The organism is Shewanella sp. SM95 (genome assembly GCF_025653595.1).
In the GTDB taxonomy this organism is placed as follows: Bacteria; Pseudomonadota; Gammaproteobacteria; order Enterobacterales; family Shewanellaceae; genus Shewanella; species Shewanella oncorhynchi.
In genome coordinates this window covers 20,421-38,483 of the sequence record NZ_JAKKSE010000014.1, presented here as the reverse complement: position 1 = coordinate 38,483, position 18,063 = coordinate 20,421, and the positions used below count along the sequence as shown (strand labels likewise).

Genomic DNA, 18,063 nt, shown 5'->3' with positions numbered 1-18,063 from the left:
GTATAACTTGAGCTTACAAAAAATCGGCGCGGGATAAGCTTCCTGCGCTTGATTTGTTAAACAATTTACCTCTATATGTGGATATTTACAGCAAGGAGCGAACAAGATGAAGCGCACGCTATCGGCTCTGGTTTTGGCCATGGGACTTTTGAACCCCCTAAGCCAAGCACAGGCCACCACGGCAGAAGACATTAAGAGTTTCACGCTAGATAACGGCATGAAAATCATGGTGCTAGAAGATGCCTCTATTCCCAATGCCAACATGTATTTATTTTGGAAGGTCGGTTCACGTAACGAAGTGCCCGGCATTACCGGTATTTCGCACTTTTTCGAACACATGATGTTCAACGGTTCGAAAAAGTACGGCCCAAAAATGTTCGACCGTACTATGGAAGCCGCCGGTGGCGCGAACAATGCGTATACCACTGAAGACATGACGGTTTATACCGATTGGTTCCCCGCCAATGCGCTCGAAACTATGTTCGATCTCGAGGCTGACCGCATCGCTAACTTAGATATCAACCAAGCCATGGTCGATAGCGAACGTGGCGTAGTGCAGTCGGAGCGTTCCACTGGCTTAGAAAACTCTAACTGGAATGCCCTCGAAGGCGAAATCAAAGGCGTGGCATTTTTAGCCCACCCTTATTCTTGGTCGGTGATCGGTCACGAGTCGGATATCGCCGCTTGGTCGCTGGAAGATTTAGTCCAGTACCATAAAACCTATTACGCGCCGAACAATGCCGTGGTCGTGATTGCGGGCGATGTAAAGCTTGCCCAAGTAAAAGCCTTGGCAGACAAGTACTTTGCGCCTATTCCGGCACAAACTCCGCCTAAAGCGATTCGCACCGTAGAACCTGAGCAAAAGGGTGAGCGTCGTACCTTTGTGCAAAAGGCATCGGTGAGCACACCTAATGTGATGCTGGCTTATCATATTCCGGCGGCGACTCACGCAGATTTTTATGCGCTGGATTTATTAAGCTCGATTTTGAGTCAAGGTAATAGCTCGCGTTTATATCAATCACTGGTTGATAAACAAGTGGCCTTAGAAGCGCAAACCTATATGCCGATGTCGGTCGATCCTAACCTCTTCTATGTGATGGGTGTTGCCACGCCTGAGGTGAAAGCCTCGACGCTGGAGCAGGCGCTGATTGAACAAATCGATGCGATTGCGACAACGGGCGTGACCCAGCAAGAACTGGATAAAGTTAAAAATATCAAGTTGATGGATTTCTATCGTTCGATGGAAACCATTAATGGTAAGGCTAATACCATAGGCACCTATGAGATGTATTTTGGCAGTTACGACAAGCTATTTAATGCGCCAGAAGCCTATAACAAGGTAACGCCAGCGGATATTCAACGTGTTGCCCAAACCTATTTACGTAAATCGAATCGCACTGTAGCTGTGCTGGCGGCAACTGAGGAGTCTTCCCTATGAAATCGACAGCAGTGAAATCACTTAAGATGGCATCACTTGGGAAATCGTCTAAGTTAATGGCAGCATTGGCTTTAGGCACAAGCTTAATCATAGCGGGCTGCGCGGCGACATCGGCACCAAAGCGGGTCGATACTGGCAGTTTTGCGATGCTAAGTTACGATAAGTTTGTGTTAGATAATGGCTTAACTGTGTACTTAATGCCGCAGCGCGAAGTCCCTTTGATTACCTTAAATGCCGTGGTGCGTGCGGGTGCTGTGAATGACACCACCGCAGGCGTGGCACAAATGACAGCAGAAGGCTTGCTGTTAGGTGCGGCGGGGAAATCTAAGGCGGATATCGAGCAGCAAGTGGATTTTCTCGGTGCAAGCTTAGTGGCCGAAGCGGATAAGGAAGGCAGTTATCTGAGTGCTGACTTTATGGCGAAGGACATTGACTTGATGCTGGGCTTATTTAGCGCGGCGATGTTAACACCAGACTTCGATGCCGCCGAGTTCGATAAGCTCAAACAGCGCGCGATTGCTGGGCTGCAGCAGGATAAAGAAAGCCCGCGGGCGGTGATTGGTCGCTATTTTGATAAGCTCGTATTTGGTGCACATCCTTATGGTAATGCGGCTTCGGGTAACAGCGATTCGCTTGAACAAGTAACCGTGCCGCAACTGCGCGCCTTCCATAAGAGTTACTATCAACCTTCCAATACCGCGATAACTGTCGTGGGTGACTTTGATGTGGCGACGATGAAAGCCAAGCTGACGCAAGCCTTTGGTCAGTGGCAAGGCAGCGAAAAACTGGTACAACCTGATTTAAACCAAGGTTTACCTCAGTTGACTGAGGCCAAAGTCTTGCTGGTGGATAAACCCGATGCTATCGAAACCACCTTTGTGATCGGCGGTTTAGGTATTAGTCGTGACAATCCAGACTATGTAGGTTTAACGGTAGTGAACACTATTTTAGGTGGTCGTTTTACCTCTTGGCTTAACGACGAGCTGCGGGTGAACGCAGGCTTAACCTATGGCGCACGCTCAGGTTTTAGCCCTTATACCGATTCGGGCGTATTCACAATCAGTACTTTCACTAAGACGGAAACCACTCAAGAAGCGATGGATTTAGCCTTGAAAACCTATGCTCGTTTATGGGAGAAAGGTGTAGATCAAGCGACCTTAGATTCGGCTAAAGCCTACGTTAAGGGTCAGTTCCCGCCTCAGTTTGAAACCTCAGGGCAGCTGGCGGGGCTCTTATCTGGCATGTATCTATACGGTTTCGATGATAAGTTTATCAATGAGTTCCAAGCTAAGGTGGATGGTTTGACCTTAGAAGAAACCCAAAGGTTAGTGAAAACTTACTTCCCGCAAAAAGATCTGCAATTTGTGCTGATTGGCAATGCGGCTAAGATTGCACCTATTGCCGCTAAGTACGGCAAAGTGCAAACCGTCGATATTAAAGCCACGGGATTTGGCCAATAAGTTATCATTGCGAGGCTTGATTCAATAAAGAAAAGGTCTGCATAGTGCAGACCTTTTGCTTTTCTGTTCTAGGTGCTATTGCGCGCCTGGCTTAGCATAATGGGTCATCCAATCTTTCACTTGGTTATACCAATAGATAGAGTTATTGGGTTTCATAACCCAATGATTTTCATCTGGGAAGTAAATCATCCGTGATTCCACATTGCGAGTTTGCAGGGTGCGGAACAGTTCAAATCCTTGTCCCACAGGTACCCGGTAGTCGAGCTGACCGTGGCTGACTAAGGTCGGAGTGTTAAAGTTAGCTGCAAAGTAATGCGGAGAAATGGCTTTATACAGCTCAGGATTATCCCAGTAGTTGCCAAATCGGGTGCTGTGCACGGCAAAATCCGACGCCATTTGTGAATACATGTCGTAAACCGCAGCGTGGATCAACAAGGCTTTAAAGGGATGTGGTTGGCCTAAAATAATTGAGGTCAGATAACCACCGTAACTTGCGCCACCCGCCACCATGCGGTCGCTGTCTATCCAGCTTTGCTGTTTAAACCAGTCGGCAGCCTTGAGCACATCTTCGAGGGATTTATTCTTCCAATCTGGGTTAATCGCATCGGCAAACGCTTGTCCGAAGCCGCTAGAACCATGGAAGTTTGGCCAAGCAGTGACATATCCCCAAGAGGCGAAGGTTTGTGCGTTCCAACGGTAATGGAAACCGTTAGTAATGGCGTTGTGTGGCCCGCCGTGAACTAGCATAAAGAGTGGATATTTTTTACTGCGATCGAATCCGGGGGGATAGTGAACCCACATTTGAATATCTTGATCTTGATATCCCTTGTAGGTCACTGATTCGTAAGTGCCTAAATCAACATCTTTGAGAATATCGTCATTAAAATTCTCTAGGCGTACCGTCTTACCATTGCGGGGATTAATGCTGACCAAGCGCGCTGGGTGCAAAAAGCTCTCGTTGGTGGCAATCAGTTCACCGTCTTTACCTATGGCGGGTTGGCCAAAGTCAGTTGCCTCTGTAATGGCTTTGACTTTACCGTTTTTGGCATCGATATGATAAATGCGGTTAGTGGCGGCATCTTCGATGGTGGCATAAAAGCCTTTACTGTCGGGGGTCCAATTAAATTGGCTGACCGAACGATCCCACTCTGGTGTTAGCGTATTAAGTTTACGGCTATCGATATCCAGTAACATCAGCCTTGAAGTATCGGCATAGAAACCGGGGATTTTCTGACGGGTAAAAGCCAACGTTTTGCCATTGGGGCTAAAGCTGGGATCAGCATCAGCGGCTTGATTTTCTGGGGTGATATTCTCTGCTTTACCACTGCCAATCGTCGCAAGGAAAATATCCAGTTTAGGGTCGATACGGTTGTCTGAGCCATAAGTACTGAAGGCAATTAAGCGTTCATTAGGCGAAATATCGTAACTTGAACTGCTTTGGCTCGAGCGTGGTAACTCATGGCCGAGTGCTTGCGTCACGGCTTCGACTTCGCCGCCCGAAGCGGGGAGCCTAAATACATGGGCTTGTCGACGTTCATCTAACCAATGATCAAACTGAGCGTAGGGCAAAGCGTTCCACTGACGAGCGGAGACCTTATTGTCTTCGTCGGCTTTTAGTTGGGTTTTCATCTCGTCCCATGTTTGATTTGGGAATACATTGCTGATGAAATACAAATGCTTGCCAACCCATTTAATACCATTTACGCCAGTAGGTATGTCGGTTAAGCGCTGCGCTTCACCCGGACCGTCCATAGGCAATAGGTAGATTTGGCCTGCGTCGTCTTCATTTCGCTCACTCACAAAGGCCAAGGTTTTACCGTCGGGCGAAAACACGGGCTCGCTCACCTTTAACCCTTTGACTGTAATAGCGCGATTATTCTTACCTTCGCCATCAAAACGCCATAACTGGGTCGAACCTTTATCTTCCTTCAGATCATATTCTGTGACTGGCGCAATAATATGCTCACCAGAGGGCGATACGACTGGGCTACCAATACGCTTAAGTTGCCAGAGCAATTCCACCGAGAGCGGTTTACCCTGCTCCGCAAATGCTGAGCCGAATGGCATCAACAGACAGAGCAATAAGATTCCTGTCTTCTTCACTGTGAGTCTCCTTATCATACATATAGTTATAATGATTTTATTTATGGTGCAGATTCGAGAGTATAGAAACCGAGCATGAAAGCAAACTGAGTGATAACCCATAGCGGGACGCTTTGTGTAAGCATCTGTGAATGGTTGTCGGCTAATTGTGATTTGTTGATGACAGAATTACAGGCTAATCTAGGGTGATATTTCGGCTGAGGACTAGGTAGATGCAGAATAAAATCAACCGATTAAGACTATTATGGGGAGTGGCAATTGCACTGAGTGCTGCTATTCCTCTGGCTGCACACGCGGCTAAGGTAAGTTTTAGTGAGTTTTGCCCTCAGTTTACCGGTCAATGGGTGGGCGATGCCGCCAAAGTGGGGGAAGTGCCACGAAAAGTCACAGTCACCGGATTTTGCTCCCATGATAAGCGGCAGCTGTTATTGTCTGTCAGTGTTGGCACGCGTGCGCCCTATAGTGAAACCTGGTGGTTTAGGGAGCAGGGCGAGCAAGTGTTGTTGACCTATTACGATGGCGTGTCCCAAGAGAAGCAGCAGGTCTTTAGCTTATATCGTCAAAATGGCGATTATTCTTTGCTGGGTGAGGGCGTGGTGACTGCTCGGTCTGCGTTAATTCAATTACTGTTCGAGGCAAAGGGGGCGGGTGCTCAAGCTAACGCATGGCAATGGACGCAGAATATTCAATATTTAGACGATGATGTTGATCGCTATCAGCTTTTTCGCGGGATAGAGATGACGCCCGTCGCGCCATCTCCTTAGCCGCAAATCCGCGATTTACCTTCGATAGCGCTTAAAGTGCGCCAGCAAAATCCAGTTGGCGCCATGCTTCATAGCTGATAATTGCCACCGCATTAGACAGATTCAAGCTACGGCTGGTGGCCGCCATGGGGATGCGTAGTCTCTGCTCAGTGGGGATGGATTCGATAATCGCCATCGGTAAACCTCGGGTTTCTGGGCCGAATAGCAGCACATCGTCTTTGGCAAAACTCAGCTCAGTATGCGGGCGACTCCCCTTAGTGGTGCAGGCCATAATGCGCTTGCCAGCCATGGCTTCGAGGAAAGCATCGAAGTCTTTATGGCGAGTCACATTGGTTAAGTCGGCATAGTCCAAACCCGCGCGGCGTAGCTTTTTCTCTTCTAGATCAAAACCTAATGGCTCAATCAAATGCAGCTGGCAGCCATTGTTTGCGCAAAGGCGAATGATATTACCTGTGTTAGGTGCGATTTCTGGCTCATAGAGTGCGATATGGAACATACTGGCCCGCCTGTAGAAAATGACGGCCGATTATACGGCAAACGGTGCCCAAGCGCAGTGTCTGTTGTGGGTGGATTTGGCTAAGTTCATGCAATAGAGGTTGTAATCGGTGGAATTATTAGCTCAAGGCTTGCCTGTTTTATTATCTCAAAGTAATATATCTCAACATCAAGATACTTTTTAAGAAGTCATTATGCCCTTTATTATTGCGTTACTCGCCCCTGTATTTTGGGGGACGACCTATGCGTTAGTGAGTCTCTACTTACATGATATGTCGCCCTATTGGGTGGCTGTGTGGCGCGCGCTGCCTGCGGGGATTCTGATGTTGATGCTGCGTCCTCGTTTGCCAACTTTGGTTTGGTCAAAGCTTGGTTTGCTGGCTTTTTGTAATATCGGTGCCTTCTTCACTTTGCTATTTATCGGCGCGTATCGTTTGCCGGGCGCGGTGGCGGGAACCTTAGGGGCCACTCTGCCGCTCATCTTCTTAATACTGGCTTGGCTCATTGATAAAAAACGCCCAGCAATGAAGTGGTTATTATTAGGCTTAATGGGTCTTGGTGGGGTGATTTTACTGCTTAACCCTTCGGCGGATCTCGATCCTATCGGCGTGTTGTGCATGTTGAGCGCCACGACGTTAATTGCCTTTTCTTCTCGCTGGATGCAAAAGTGGGATGTGGGTGACTTTTTAGTGCTGACCGCGTGGCAGCTATTATTAGGCGGTTTGATGTTGATCCCACTGGCTTGGTTTATGGCAGGGCCACCGCAGCTACCGAGTATGACGCTTGTACCTTCACTGATATGGTTAGTGATTGCCAACACCGCCGTTGCCTATTGGGCTTGGTTATGGTCTATGCGAAACTTAGGGCCAGAAATCATGGGTATGGTCGCTTTAGTCAACCCTGTGGTTGCCGTATCATTAGGGGTCATGATTGTGGGGGAAACTTTAGATATGCGCCAATGGATGGGAATAGCTGTGATTTTATTGTCACTGTTATTGATGAAGTTGCCGCAGAATTTAAGGTTAAATCCATTTAAAAAAGTGCAACCCTAGTCATTATTTTGGGGTGAATGAGGCATAGATGCTAAAACGTTTGGATCTGAATTTACTGCCCGTACTCGAAATTCTACTTGAGGAGCAAAGCGTGACCGCCGCTGCTGCGCGGTTGCATTTGAGCCAGTCGGCGGTGAGTAAACAGCTCACACGTCTGAGGGAAGTGTTTGATGATCCTTTATTTGAGCGTACCGCCTACGGCCTAAAACCGACACCCAAGGCTTTGTCACTTGCGCCTGAGTTGCGCCAATGCTTACAGCAATTGGCGCAATTTACTCGGCCGGACACCTTCGAACCCGCCTTGAGCCAACGACAGTTTAGAATGCATTTGGTCGAAACCACCTATTCACTGACCTTTCCCCATTTTATGCCCATGTTGCTCACTCAAGCTCCCGGTGTGAGTCTCAATTGCCAAACGTGGCGACTCGATACCATGGACAGATTACTGCGTTGCGACATCGACTTAGCCATAGGTTGCCGCGAGTGGGATGAGCGTTCACCCATGCATGTGAATAATATTCCCGATGACTTATGCCATGTTGAGTTAGTGCAGGATTATCCAGTGTGTTTGATGCGTCGTGATCATCCGGCGTTAACACAAGAGTGGAATTTAGATACCTTCTTGAGTTATCGCCATCTGCAAGTGGCCTTTGGCGGTTTAGAGCATTGGTTACTGGATGATGTGTTGCAACTCGAGGGCCGTAAACGGGATATTGCCGTGAATATGACCGACTTTCAGAGTGCTCTCACCCTGTGTGAACAGAGCGATTTGATCCTCTGTGCACCTTCACGCTATGCCTTGGCCGTGATGAAGTCTTTTGAGCTTCAGTCTTTACCATCACCCATCAAGCTGATCCCCGGTGCGTATTTATTGATGTGGCACAAACACTTCGAGCATGATTTAAGCCATAAATGGCTGCGAGAGTTGATTATTAGCCAAGTGCGAGATAATAATTTATCATTATAAATTAATATCTTGTATCGTTTCCCTCCCTGTTTTTAATGGTTGATTTAAGTTCATCGTCCCTGTGGCATCTTGTTTTTTTGTAGGAAATATCTTAATTGGATTTTGACTACTGTAAATAATAGATAAGTAAATATAATGCCAGAGCACCACCTTTGCGAGTTGGTTAAATTTATAGCTATGGACCTCGGGGCTAAACTTCTCGAAGGTAATTTTCGAAGGCCTATAATTTATTTAGAAGAGATGGTTCTCTTTTTTATTACATAGGTTTAAGTTTTATTATGATTAAATAGGTTGAAACTTTGCTTGATATTCAATTTTTTGGTTTAACTTTATATTCAATTGGATTGTTTTTAGGTTCATTTATAGTGCTATTTCTGTCTGCTTGGATTGGGAAAAAAGTTATCGGTAGGAAGGGCGTTAGTAATAATGAGGGCGATGAAGATTTTAGAGTAATACTAGGAGCTACTTTATCTCTTCTTGGTTTAATTATTGGTTTTACGTTATCGATGTCAATAAGTGGCTTCAATAGTCGGCAGGCAGCGGAAGAGTATGAGGCTTTTGTTATTCGTACTGGTTTTATGCGAGCAGATTTATTGACTGAATCAAGCCGTGATTTAATGAAGGCCACACTACGAGAATATTTACAGCAACGAATTAATATTTATGATGCACAATCGCCTGAAGGTATTGATTTTATTAGGATGAAAGTGTTGGATTTGCAGAAAGTATTATGGGAAACAGCGGTGCATGAAACTACCCAGAAACAGACTCCTGTGACCTCATTAGTGATTGCCAGTATTAACGAAATTGTACTAGCTCAACAGAAAACCTTTGCTGGATGGCGTCATCAAATTCCATTAGCCGCTTGGATTTTATTGGTGGTTATTGCAATTAATTGCAATATATTGATTGGTTATAATGCAAGGAAAGTTAAAGGGAAGTTAGGTTTGTTATTTATATTACCTGCAATGATTTCATTATCATTCTTGATGATTGCTGAAATAGATGCTCCAGGGAAAGGTATTATAAAAGTGACACCTATTAATTTACAAGCTCTAGCTAACATGCTTAATAAAGAATTGTAAATTAGTTTTTATCAATTTAAATTCATATCGAATCGCATATTGCTGAGTGCAGGAGCACGATTATGATAATTATCTGTAAAATCTGCCTGACTAAAGTATTGGCTAAGTGCATTGAGCGCTTCTTTCACTTTTGCGGGCTGCTTATCTCGCGCCGACGTTACGCTATAAACACTGTAGGTATTGAGTGACCATTCGGGTAATAGGGTGACAAGTTGGCCGCTTTCGAGGTATTTGTGCACTTCAGGTTCGGGCAGGGCGGCAAATCCTAGACCATCGAGTGTGAGTTGAATTAACGCTTGCATATTGTTGACGCTAATTCGCTGGCTTGTCAGTTCAAAACACTCTTGGCTGAAGGCGTGGGTTAAGATATCGCCTTTAGCATAAGTGTGATAGATCCGATTTAATTCAGCTAACTCCGTTGGGTGGCTAAGGTTTTTATGCATTGGCAGATAATTAGGTGAGGCGCAAAGTAACATACGCCAATCGGCTAAATGGCGGGCAATTAGGTTGGAATCCGATAAGGGGCCGATGCAAATCGCCAGATCGATACCGTCGTTGACTATATCTATCGGGCCATCTTGCAGTAGTAAATTCAAACTTATCTGTGGGTGTGCTGCCAACAGGTAATTAAAAGGTTCGCTTAACAGGCCGCCGCCAAATCCTATAGGCGCGGCAATCTTTAATTCCCCTGATGGAATACCTTTCAAGTTATTAAGTTTCTGCTCTGTGCTTTCGACTATCGCTATGACCTTGCGGCAATTCTCATAGAACAAACTGCCCGCTTCGGTGAGTGTGAGGTTGCGGGTATTGCGGTGGAATAGGCTGATCCCCATGTCCATTTCAAGCTTGGTCACTTGCTGACTTACTGCCGACGAGCTGAGATTTAATTGCTGCGCTGCGGCACTCATTGAGCCCTTTTCTGCGATTGTCGCAAAAACGATCATCCCTTTGATCATGTTTTTATTCATTTTTAAGTAACTCTTACAAGTGAATACCTAAAGTCTAACTTGAGCTGATTGTAACATAGAGATACATTGCCGTATTGAAAATTGTTCTCATTTACAATATTTGCTCAATGGAGACTTGTCGGTTATGTTGTTAAGTCGTAAGAAGTACCTCGCTCAAGTGATCACCGCTTTATGTTTGTTGCCCATAGTACCAGTAACAAATGCCCTTGCGGATACCGCGTCAGATAAAGAAAAGATGATGGAAAGAATCGTGGTGACTGCATCGGGATTTGAACAGCAAATTCGCGATGCGCCAGCTTCTATCAGCGTGATCACCCGTGAGGATCTGGATAACCGCTTCTACCGCGACTTAACCGATGCCATGTTAGAAGTGCCCGGCGTGGTGATTACGGGCGGTGCAGACCGTCAGGATATCAGTCTGCGGGGCATGGGTAGCCAATACACGTTAATTTTAGTGGATGGTAAACGCCAATCCTCGCGCGAGACACGGACCAACAGTGACGGCCCAGGCGTTGAAGGCGCTTGGACGCCACCATTGGCTGCTATCGATAGAATTGAGATCGTTCGTGGGCCTATGTCGTCACTTTATGGTTCGGATGCCATTGGTGGTGTAATTAACATTATCACTCGCAAAGTGCCAAACGAGTGGCAGGGTGAGGTGCGACTCGACAGCACTTTGCAGGAGAAATCTGACTCGGGAAATGTGTATCAAGGCAACTTTTTCGTCAACGGTGGTTTGATCAAAGATCTGCTAGGGATGCAACTTTATGGTCAATATACCCAGCGTGAAGAAGATCAAATCTATGGTGGTTACCGAGGTCGCGATGCGACTAACTTGACCGCGAGATTTGCGCTCACGCCCAATGAAAATCACGATATCATGTTTGAAGTTGGTACTTCTAACCAAGAACTCGACAGCAGTTTAGGTAAAACCGTCACACCGTTAGCACCGGGCGAAGCCTGTGGTCGTCGCGGTTGCCCTGAATCTTCAACGACAGAATATGAAAACAGCACCTTCTCCCTTTCACATACAGGTCGTTGGGACTTTGGTACTTCGGATAGCTATATCAAGCATGAAGTGTTTGATAATAAAACCCGTAAGATGAAAATCACTAACACGGATGCGCAATCTAGCCTTATCACTACGTTAGGCCAAAGTCATACAGCGACCTTTGGTGCAGCATTCAATCATCAAGATCTCACCGACGAAACAGGTAACCAAGTGAGTGACTTAACTGATATTAGTCGCAAACAATGGTCGGTGTTTTCTGAGGATGAATGGCGCATTGTCGATAACTTTGCTCTGACCATGGGGCTGCGTTTGGATGATGATGAAAACTTTGGTAATCATGTCAGTCCGCGCGTTTATGGCGTGTGGGGATTAACCGACAGCACCACCTTAAAGGGCGGTGTATCAACAGGGTTTAGGGCGCCGAGTTTACGCCAGACAGTGCCCGACTGGGGACAAGTTAGCCGCGGTGGCAACATGTACGGTAATCCAGATTTACAACCTGAAACTTCAGTTAACTATGAGTTAGGTTTGTATTCTGATCTGACCGAGAGCATTACCGCTAGCGCGGGTGTGTTCTATAACGAGTTTAATGACAAGATCACCCGTGTAGCTTGTCCTGCGACTCAATGTACCGATGGTCCAAATCAATTTGGTTCTAATCCGACGACTTATGTGAACGTCGACGAAGCTGTGACCCAAGGGATTGAACTGAGTATCGACTATCGCATTCGCTCGAACTTGAGTTTGACAGGTAACTATACCTATACGGATTCGGAGCAAAAGACAGGTGTTTATAAAGGTAGCCCATTGAATCAATTGCCTAAGCATTTGATCCAAGCGTCTTTCAACTACGAGCCTATTGATAATTTAAGCACTTGGTTGAGGGTGAACTACCGTGGCGAAGAGAGCCAACCGACGACAGGACCTTCATCGAGCAGTTTAATCGCCCCTTCTTATACTCTGCTGGATTTGGGGGCTAACTACCAGTTGAACGATAGCCTGAAATTTAGCGCGGGCATTTATAACGCCTTCGATAAGAAAATTACCCAAGAAGAATACGGTTATATCGAAGATGGCCGCCGTTACTGGTTAGGTGTGACTTATAGTTTTTAACTAAAAAACAGTGACTTATAAAGAAGTCAGCACTTAGCTGGCTTCTTTTTTGATTATTCAAAATTCGGTTTACGAATAAACAGGATGCTGAGATCTTGCTTTGGCGTGAACTGTTTTTGCTGGAATTCAAAGGTGAGTGGATCGGTTTTTTTAAGCTCGCCATCAAAACACAGGCTAATGAGATCTGTGGGCTGGGATTTTTTAATAGTGAGTTTGAAGTCCTTAATCGCCCCTTGCCAGTTATTGGCCGTGACCAAAATATAGCTAAGGTGGCTCCATTCCACGCCATATTCAACATCTTCGCCGTCTTGTTTGACAACGAGATTACGCTTCCGAATACCTTGCTTGGCGCTTTCATCTAAACAGGCCAGTTCAGTGTAAGTATCGATAATACTATTGGCAGTATCGGGGATGCCCGTTGAGAGGCTTGGCGTGTAGCTATGGCTGATAGCGACAGATTGGCCCGCGGGAAAGGTTTGTTCCCACACAAAGTAATCACTTAGGGTAAAGGCGATTTGTTGGTTCTCATCCAACCATTGCTTGTGGAGTGCGGGTTTACCCTTGGGGACTTCAGCATATTCGGTAAAGTAAGCGACTTCATCTATCCCCCAACCAAGCTGTTTCAGCTCGGTTGAAATATCGGTTTTATCGGCAAGTTGGGCAACAAGCCTGTGCTGAGTTGGCTGGGTTTTGCCATTCACTTTAAGGGTGAAGTTATCAATGCTGCTGTGATCGGCTGAGCCAAAAAACATCGGTGGCATGGGAAAGGCTATGGGGACGATAAGATCCTGCGAACTGGTGTTGGTAAACACATAATCGACCCTGACTTCGGTCTCGCTGATGAAGAGGGACTCTTTATCCATACTGATATTAGGCTGATATTTCAAGGTAATAGAGCCATTAGCATCGCCAAAACTGCTATCGTTGGCAGAGGCAGTTTCTCCGTAGACGAGTAAAACTATAGCAAAAAGGGGTATGGCTAAGTGTGCTGACATGTACTTCTTAACTCTAGTTGGATGCTTTAAGTATCAATGGGGAACGATTATTGCGCGCGGGCGAGGTCGATGGCCGCACTTATCGCATTTCGCGCTTGTGGGCTATTTTTCCAGCAAGTAGTGCGCAGCATGCTGGCGACTAAGTTAGCAATATCATCCACTTCGTGTTGGGCGAGTTGTTGTAGCGAGCTGATGCCAATTTCTTCGAAGCGTTTAATTACTGTCGGGCCAACGCCTTTGAGTGCTAATAAGGCTTGTTTTTCTTGTTCATTAAAACCCATAACGAATACTCCTTTATTGTTGGGATTGTGCTCAATTAATAGTACTGGGCAAGATTACCTTTAAACCGAGTTAACAAAAAGGCCCTCGAAGGGCCTGTTTAGTCTTTATGAATCAACAATCATCAATAAGTGTTACATATCACAGGGTTTGAGCGGTTTACGCAACTGGGCGCGCACGTTATCCATGCCTGAGTAAAACTCTTTCATCATCAATAGACCCATCATCTTGCCGTTGTCGGTGACGATCAGATTGTCGGGATCTGTTGGGTCGTTTTTGATGGCGCCAATCAGTTTCATTGAGGTCATTTCTTTAAATAAGGCGGTATCTAAATTGACGCCAAAGGTTTCACGGAAATATTTACGCGATAAACGGCCGGAGAACATGCCCAGCAAAAAGCGATATTGCATCACGTCTTTTTTGCTGTAGTTCTTTTGTTGCTCGACACCCATTTGACCCGCTGCGATGCGTTCTTGGTACTTACGTAGCGAGAAAGTGTTCACATAAAGCGTGTCATTTAAGAAACTAAATGAGCCCGAACCTACCCCTAAGTATTCGTCGTAATCAATAACGTATTCGTCAAATCCTTCGTCATCGGTTTTACCAAATGCCCATGCAGATAATTGATTATATTGACCATTAAGACTGTTTAATATTTGGCGATATTGGTTTGCCATATCCGCTTGCGGCGCCGCTAATTTGCCTTTAACGCTCTTACGGGTTTGATGAGTGATCATCAGCGGATAGGTGGTAATTTGTCTTGGGTCTAAGCGCGATGCCATGTCGAGATCGTGTTGGATCACTTCATCGGTTTGGCCGCGGAAACCAAAAATCAGGTCGACGTTGATAATAGGGAACAACTCTTTGGCACCCATGATCTTGTCGAAGGTTTGCTGACCCGTGCCGAATTTATCGAGTCGGTCGGTCATTTTTAAAATATCGTCATTAAAGCTTTGTACGCCGATAGACATGCGATCCACTAAGCCTTTGAGCTGTTTAAAGCCTGGGCTGTCTAAATGCTGCGGATCGGACTCGCAGGAGACTTCTTTAATGCTAGGAAATAGGGTTTTAGCGTGTTCTATGGTACGGGCTAATTCGTCTTCTAATACCGTGGTGGTACCACCACCAATGTACATAGATTCAAAGTCATAGCCGAGGGCCTTGACCATTTCCATCTCTTTACGTAATGAGATGAAGTAGGCACGCGCCTTGTCTTCCTTAAACATAAAACGGTGGAAGGTACAGTAAGAGCACAGGGTATGGCAGAAGGGAATATGTGCGTATAGCATATATTTTTTGCCTTCAACCGGTGCTGGCATCATTTCTGCGGAAAGCGTATCGAGGCGAAGATTCTTATCGACATAGTACTGCATGACCCGTTCCATCGAGCCGAGCATCCAGTTAGGGACGGTAATATTCGCTTGATAAGGCGTTGCGATAGCGCCGCTGAGCGTTTGAATAACTGATGACATAACGATTCCTATCTGAGAGTGCTAACCGTAAACACCGAAATTGCTTTAGGTAATTCACGACCACCTAGCGCAATAAGACTACCTCGTATGTAATTGTTAAAACGTGAACTGGTTATAAGTTACGGTTTCCTAACAAGGAAATCACGGGCTTTTTGTTAAGCAGATCATGTTTTAGCGATTGAGAATGCATTTTTATCATGCATTTTTTAGCGGAATTTATTGTAGATTTGAGGGGTTAGCTTGCCGTGTCAGTCTAAATACTGAGATTGAAAATCACCATTCGAGGCATTTTGTTGCTGGCGGATTAGCGCTTGTCTATCCAAGGGGCGGCTGTCATCATCCGAGCGATAAAAATAACCTCTTGATGTAAAGGGCCCACTATGTTGGCAAAGGTAAACCGCTTCTTCCCGCTGTTGGCACTGATAGGCGCAATGACAGCTTATCTGATACCTAGTTGGTTTACTGAGCTTAAATCCGCCATAGTGCCGCTGTTGGTGATCATCATGCTATCTATGGGGCTCACCTTAGATCTTCAGGATTTTGCTAATGCATTCAAACAGAAACGTGCTGTACTCGCAGGACTCGTGCTGCAATTTTCGGTCATGCCGCTCAGTGCATTATTGATCAGCCTGTTATTAGGGTTAGATAGGGAACTCACCATAGGCATGGTGTTAGTGGGTAGTGTTGCAGGCGGCACCGCCTCAAACGTGGTCTGTTATTTGGCAAAAGGCGACGTGGCTTTATCGATAACCATGACGGCACTGTCAACCTTAGCGGGTGTGGTGTTAACACCACTGATTATTAAGCTGTTGATTGGGGAAATGATCGATATACCCTTCGCAGATATGCTGCTGAGTTTAGTGAAAATTGTGCTGATCCCTGTTAGCGTTGGCGTGATTATCAATCATTTTTTTAAATCGCTGGTGGCTAAAGTCGCTCCTGCATTGCCACTGATTTCTATCTTGGCAATTGTGATGGCGATTACGATTATCGTGGCGTTAAATGCCAATCAGTTTGGTAAAGTTGGCCCGATTATTCTGCTGGCGGTGTTCTTACATAATGGCCTTGGTCTCGCCTTAGGCTATTTCTGTTGCCGTTTATTAGGCTTTAACCACACAGTTTGTAAAACTATCTCCATCGAAGTTGGCCTACAAAACTCCGGTCTCGCCACTGCTTTATGTATTAAATTCTTTAGCCCCATTTCCGCCATCCCCAGCGCCATCTTCTCGATATGGCATAACCTATCAGGCGCCATGCTGGCGGGATATTGGGCGAGGGAATCGCAAGATTAAGATGTTGCTGTCGAAAATAGATAATGCCTGTGGCCTAGCAAGCGCGGCCACAGGCTTAAATTGCTGTGGCTAATTAACCGGTAATGGGGTCTCGACAGGCATGAGTGTTAGCTGCAAGATATTTTCTTGCCGGCTTAATGCCAGTGGCAGTGTGTAGTTGGGAAAGCGTAATCCGAATACGGCACCTTGTTGTAACAAGTGATACAGCTGATCTGTCATGGTAATCGTTAAACTGGCGCAGCCATGTTCATCGACTCTGCCTTCTAGTGGTAAGGCGATTTTGTCAGCTAAGGTTAGATACGCCGCCATACGCCAGTGCGAGTTTTCTCCAATATTGTATGTGCTGCCATGCAGTTGGTTGTAGCTTAAACCACAGGCCTGCAAGCTTAATTGGGTTGTGGCCGCTGTTGGCAGCAAAATAGTCTGTTGCCGCTGCTGTGCCAGAAATGTGCCCCACGCCAGCCGATTTATAACTGAGTCCAGTGAGATGGGAACATACTGATCTTGCTGTTTTAGTGCATTAAAGCGGGCAATGCCCTGTTCCAATTTAGTGAGATCGTCTTCATATTCCAGTTGTGCCTTAAGCAGATTATATGCGGGCGTTTTAGCTTGTTCCATGCCGGCTAATGCCGCTTTCTCGTAGTATGCCAGTGCTTTCACTTTATCGGCTTCTGTGCCCAAACCGCGCTCTTCCATGCTGCCTAAATGATAGTTAGCTATGGCAACTTGACGCTTAGCACCTTGTAAAAATGCGGCTTTCGCGCCGCTGTAGTCATTTTCGTTCAACAGTAGGGCACCGTAGTTTGTCCACGCCGTACCGTCATCTGTTGCCATACCCAATTCCAGCCACTTTATGGCTTGCTGGCGTAACTGCGGGAGGTCGAGACTTTCTCTTTCGCTGCCGACACTTTGCATCGCCATTAAATAAGCACGCAGATACTCGCGTGAGGCATTATCCAGATAGAGGTTATCGGGCTGGAGTTCAAAGGCTTGCCCAAAGTAACTCCCCGCTTGCTGCGCCGCAGTGATTGCTTTCGCTAGATAGAACCTTGAGCTGGGATCTGCCGGACTGTGTGCTCGTCCTAGGTTATATAAGGTCGGTAGTTTAAGACCCCGCGCCAGCGCTTCTTCTAACAAGGGGATGGCCTGCATTTTTCGATCATTATCCAGCGCCATGCTGCCTAGATTATGGCTGGCACGGGCCGAACCTAAGGCTCTGGCTTGTTCATAGTATTGGCTGGCGGTGGCATTGTCTTGCGTGACGCCACGGCCGAGATGGTAGGCTTTACCCAGTAAGAATAACGCCTCAGCATTGTTCTCTGCTGCTTGCTGTTGTGCTTGTTGCAAGAAAGCGTCGTATTGTTGTTGCTCAAACAATTGTTCCAGCGTGAATTTTTCCGCCGTTGCTGCAAAGCTTACGGTCAACAGTAATAGGAGAGTAGCAATAGTGAATAACTTCATAACATCCTTGTCGTTAAGCGGGTACTTGTAAGCGGTAGTGCTAGTGAAGTTGTTTAACGTAGAGGCTTGTTATGCTACAAGCAAGCCTTGCGGTTTACCACTGTGTT

Annotated in this window: 15 protein-coding genes; 8 read left to right on the top strand and 7 right to left on the bottom strand. The window is 46.2% G+C overall.

What is annotated here, in order from left to right:
* Positions 1 to 106 precede the first annotated feature (106 nt).
* On the top strand, positions 107 to 1,438 hold the full coding sequence (locus L5M29_RS15075) for a M16 family metallopeptidase (protein ID WP_263168496.1): 1,332 nt from the start codon (positions 107 to 109) through the stop codon (positions 1,436 to 1,438).
* Complete coding sequence (locus L5M29_RS15070) at positions 1,435 to 2,898, top strand: M16 family metallopeptidase (protein WP_263168495.1); 1,464 nt, start codon at positions 1,435 to 1,437, stop codon at positions 2,896 to 2,898. The genes L5M29_RS15075 and L5M29_RS15070 overlap by 4 nt, the downstream gene beginning before the upstream one ends.
* Positions 2,899 to 2,973: 75 nt before the next feature.
* Here the strand turns inward: L5M29_RS15070 and L5M29_RS15065 are convergent, their stop codons facing one another.
* Entirely contained in the window at positions 2,974 to 5,001 is a 2,028-nt protein-coding gene (locus L5M29_RS15065; RefSeq protein ID WP_263168494.1) for an alpha/beta hydrolase family protein, read from the bottom strand.
* Positions 5,002 to 5,213: 212 nt separating this feature from the next.
* Here L5M29_RS15065 and L5M29_RS15060 point away from each other — a divergent pair, with 212 nt between their 5' ends.
* Positions 5,214 to 5,765, top strand: coding sequence for a hypothetical protein (locus tag L5M29_RS15060; RefSeq protein WP_219234984.1), 552 nt, complete (start codon positions 5,214 to 5,216; stop codon positions 5,763 to 5,765).
* Positions 5,766 to 5,796: 31 nt separating this feature from the next.
* On the opposite strand, the gene trmL is transcribed toward L5M29_RS15060, so the two are convergent.
* Positions 5,797 to 6,261: a tRNA (uridine(34)/cytosine(34)/5-carboxymethylaminomethyluridine(34)-2'-O)-methyltransferase TrmL gene (gene trmL / locus L5M29_RS15055; protein ID WP_006079682.1), complete on the bottom strand. Its 465-nt coding sequence runs from the start codon at positions 6,259 to 6,261 to the stop codon at positions 5,797 to 5,799.
* Positions 6,262 to 6,454: 193 nt separating this feature from the next.
* Between trmL and L5M29_RS15050 the strand changes: the two genes are divergently transcribed.
* The 3 genes from L5M29_RS15050 to L5M29_RS15040 all read left to right on the top strand — a co-directional run bounded on the left by L5M29_RS15050 (position 6,455) and on the right by L5M29_RS15040 (position 9,364).
* Entirely contained in the window at positions 6,455 to 7,312 is an 858-nt protein-coding gene (locus L5M29_RS15050; RefSeq protein WP_173497717.1) for a DMT family transporter, read from the top strand.
* A gap of 28 nt (positions 7,313 to 7,340) precedes the next feature.
* Complete coding sequence (locus tag L5M29_RS15045; RefSeq protein ID WP_263168491.1) at positions 7,341 to 8,279, top strand: LysR family transcriptional regulator; 939 nt, start codon at positions 7,341 to 7,343, stop codon at positions 8,277 to 8,279.
* Positions 8,280 to 8,578: 299 nt separating this feature from the next.
* A complete protein-coding gene (locus L5M29_RS15040) occupies positions 8,579 to 9,364 on the top strand; it encodes a hypothetical protein (RefSeq protein WP_173248138.1) in 786 nt (261 codons plus the stop codon).
* A gap of 11 nt (positions 9,365 to 9,375) precedes the next feature.
* On the opposite strand, the gene L5M29_RS15035 is transcribed toward L5M29_RS15040, so the two are convergent.
* Complete coding sequence (locus L5M29_RS15035; protein WP_263168489.1) at positions 9,376 to 10,332, bottom strand: LysR family transcriptional regulator; 957 nt, start codon at positions 10,330 to 10,332, stop codon at positions 9,376 to 9,378.
* A gap of 124 nt (positions 10,333 to 10,456) precedes the next feature.
* Here L5M29_RS15035 and L5M29_RS15030 point away from each other — a divergent pair, with 124 nt between their 5' ends.
* Positions 10,457 to 12,457, top strand: a complete 2,001-nt coding sequence (locus tag L5M29_RS15030) for a ligand-gated channel protein (RefSeq protein WP_263168487.1) — start codon at positions 10,457 to 10,459, stop codon at positions 12,455 to 12,457.
* Positions 12,458 to 12,510: 53 nt separating this feature from the next.
* On the opposite strand, the gene L5M29_RS15025 is transcribed toward L5M29_RS15030, so the two are convergent.
* The 3 genes from L5M29_RS15025 to L5M29_RS15015 all read right to left on the bottom strand — a co-directional run bounded on the left by L5M29_RS15025 (position 12,511) and on the right by L5M29_RS15015 (position 15,203).
* Complete coding sequence (locus L5M29_RS15025; RefSeq protein ID WP_263168484.1) at positions 12,511 to 13,452, bottom strand: DUF4424 domain-containing protein; 942 nt, start codon at positions 13,450 to 13,452, stop codon at positions 12,511 to 12,513.
* A gap of 47 nt (positions 13,453 to 13,499) precedes the next feature.
* Positions 13,500 to 13,733 carry a hypothetical protein gene (locus L5M29_RS15020; protein ID WP_011787794.1) on the bottom strand — a complete coding sequence of 78 codons (234 nt, stop codon included), beginning with the start codon at positions 13,731 to 13,733 and terminating at the stop codon, positions 13,500 to 13,502.
* Between the two features lie 132 nt (positions 13,734 to 13,865).
* Entirely contained in the window at positions 13,866 to 15,203 is a 1,338-nt protein-coding gene (locus L5M29_RS15015) for a coproporphyrinogen III oxidase family protein (protein ID WP_105250563.1), read from the bottom strand.
* A 380-nt stretch (positions 15,204 to 15,583) separates the two neighbouring features.
* On the opposite strand from L5M29_RS15015, the gene L5M29_RS15010 reads away from it, so the two are divergent.
* Positions 15,584 to 16,495 (top strand): bile acid:sodium symporter family protein, encoded by a 912-nt coding sequence (locus L5M29_RS15010; RefSeq protein ID WP_263168483.1) that lies wholly within the window; start codon positions 15,584 to 15,586, stop codon positions 16,493 to 16,495.
* Positions 16,496 to 16,564: 69 nt separating this feature from the next.
* Here L5M29_RS15010 and L5M29_RS15005 read toward each other — a convergent pair whose 3' ends face one another.
* Positions 16,565 to 17,956, bottom strand: coding sequence for an SEL1-like repeat protein (locus tag L5M29_RS15005; protein ID WP_263168478.1), 1,392 nt, complete (start codon positions 17,954 to 17,956; stop codon positions 16,565 to 16,567).
* Positions 17,957 to 18,063: the final 107 nt, after the last annotated feature.

Bases quoted from the DNA above. Each gene is read 5' to 3' on its own strand.
- L5M29_RS15075 (WP_263168496.1), top strand. From the start codon at position 107: ATGAAGCGCACGCTATCGGCTCTGGTTTTGGCCATGGGACTTTTGAAC.
- L5M29_RS15070 (WP_263168495.1), top strand. From the start codon at position 1,435: ATGAAATCGACAGCAGTGAAATCACTTAAGATGGCATCACTTGGGAAA.
- L5M29_RS15060 (WP_219234984.1), top strand. From the start codon at position 5,214: ATGCAGAATAAAATCAACCGATTAAGACTATTATGGGGAGTGGCAATT.
- trmL (WP_006079682.1), bottom strand. From the start codon at position 6,261: ATGTTCCATATCGCACTCTATGAGCCAGAAATCGCACCTAACACAGGT.
- L5M29_RS15050 (WP_173497717.1), top strand. From the start codon at position 6,455: ATGCCCTTTATTATTGCGTTACTCGCCCCTGTATTTTGGGGGACGACC.
- L5M29_RS15045 (WP_263168491.1), top strand. From the start codon at position 7,341: ATGCTAAAACGTTTGGATCTGAATTTACTGCCCGTACTCGAAATTCTA.
- L5M29_RS15035 (WP_263168489.1), bottom strand. From the start codon at position 10,332: ATGAATAAAAACATGATCAAAGGGATGATCGTTTTTGCGACAATCGCA.
- L5M29_RS15030 (WP_263168487.1), top strand. From the start codon at position 10,457: ATGTTGTTAAGTCGTAAGAAGTACCTCGCTCAAGTGATCACCGCTTTA.
- L5M29_RS15025 (WP_263168484.1), bottom strand. From the start codon at position 13,452: ATGTCAGCACACTTAGCCATACCCCTTTTTGCTATAGTTTTACTCGTC.
- L5M29_RS15020 (WP_011787794.1), bottom strand. From the start codon at position 13,733: ATGGGTTTTAATGAACAAGAAAAACAAGCCTTATTAGCACTCAAAGGC.
- L5M29_RS15015 (WP_105250563.1), bottom strand. From the start codon at position 15,203: ATGTCATCAGTTATTCAAACGCTCAGCGGCGCTATCGCAACGCCTTAT.
- L5M29_RS15010 (WP_263168483.1), top strand. From the start codon at position 15,584: ATGTTGGCAAAGGTAAACCGCTTCTTCCCGCTGTTGGCACTGATAGGC.
- L5M29_RS15005 (WP_263168478.1), bottom strand. From the start codon at position 17,956: ATGAAGTTATTCACTATTGCTACTCTCCTATTACTGTTGACCGTAAGC.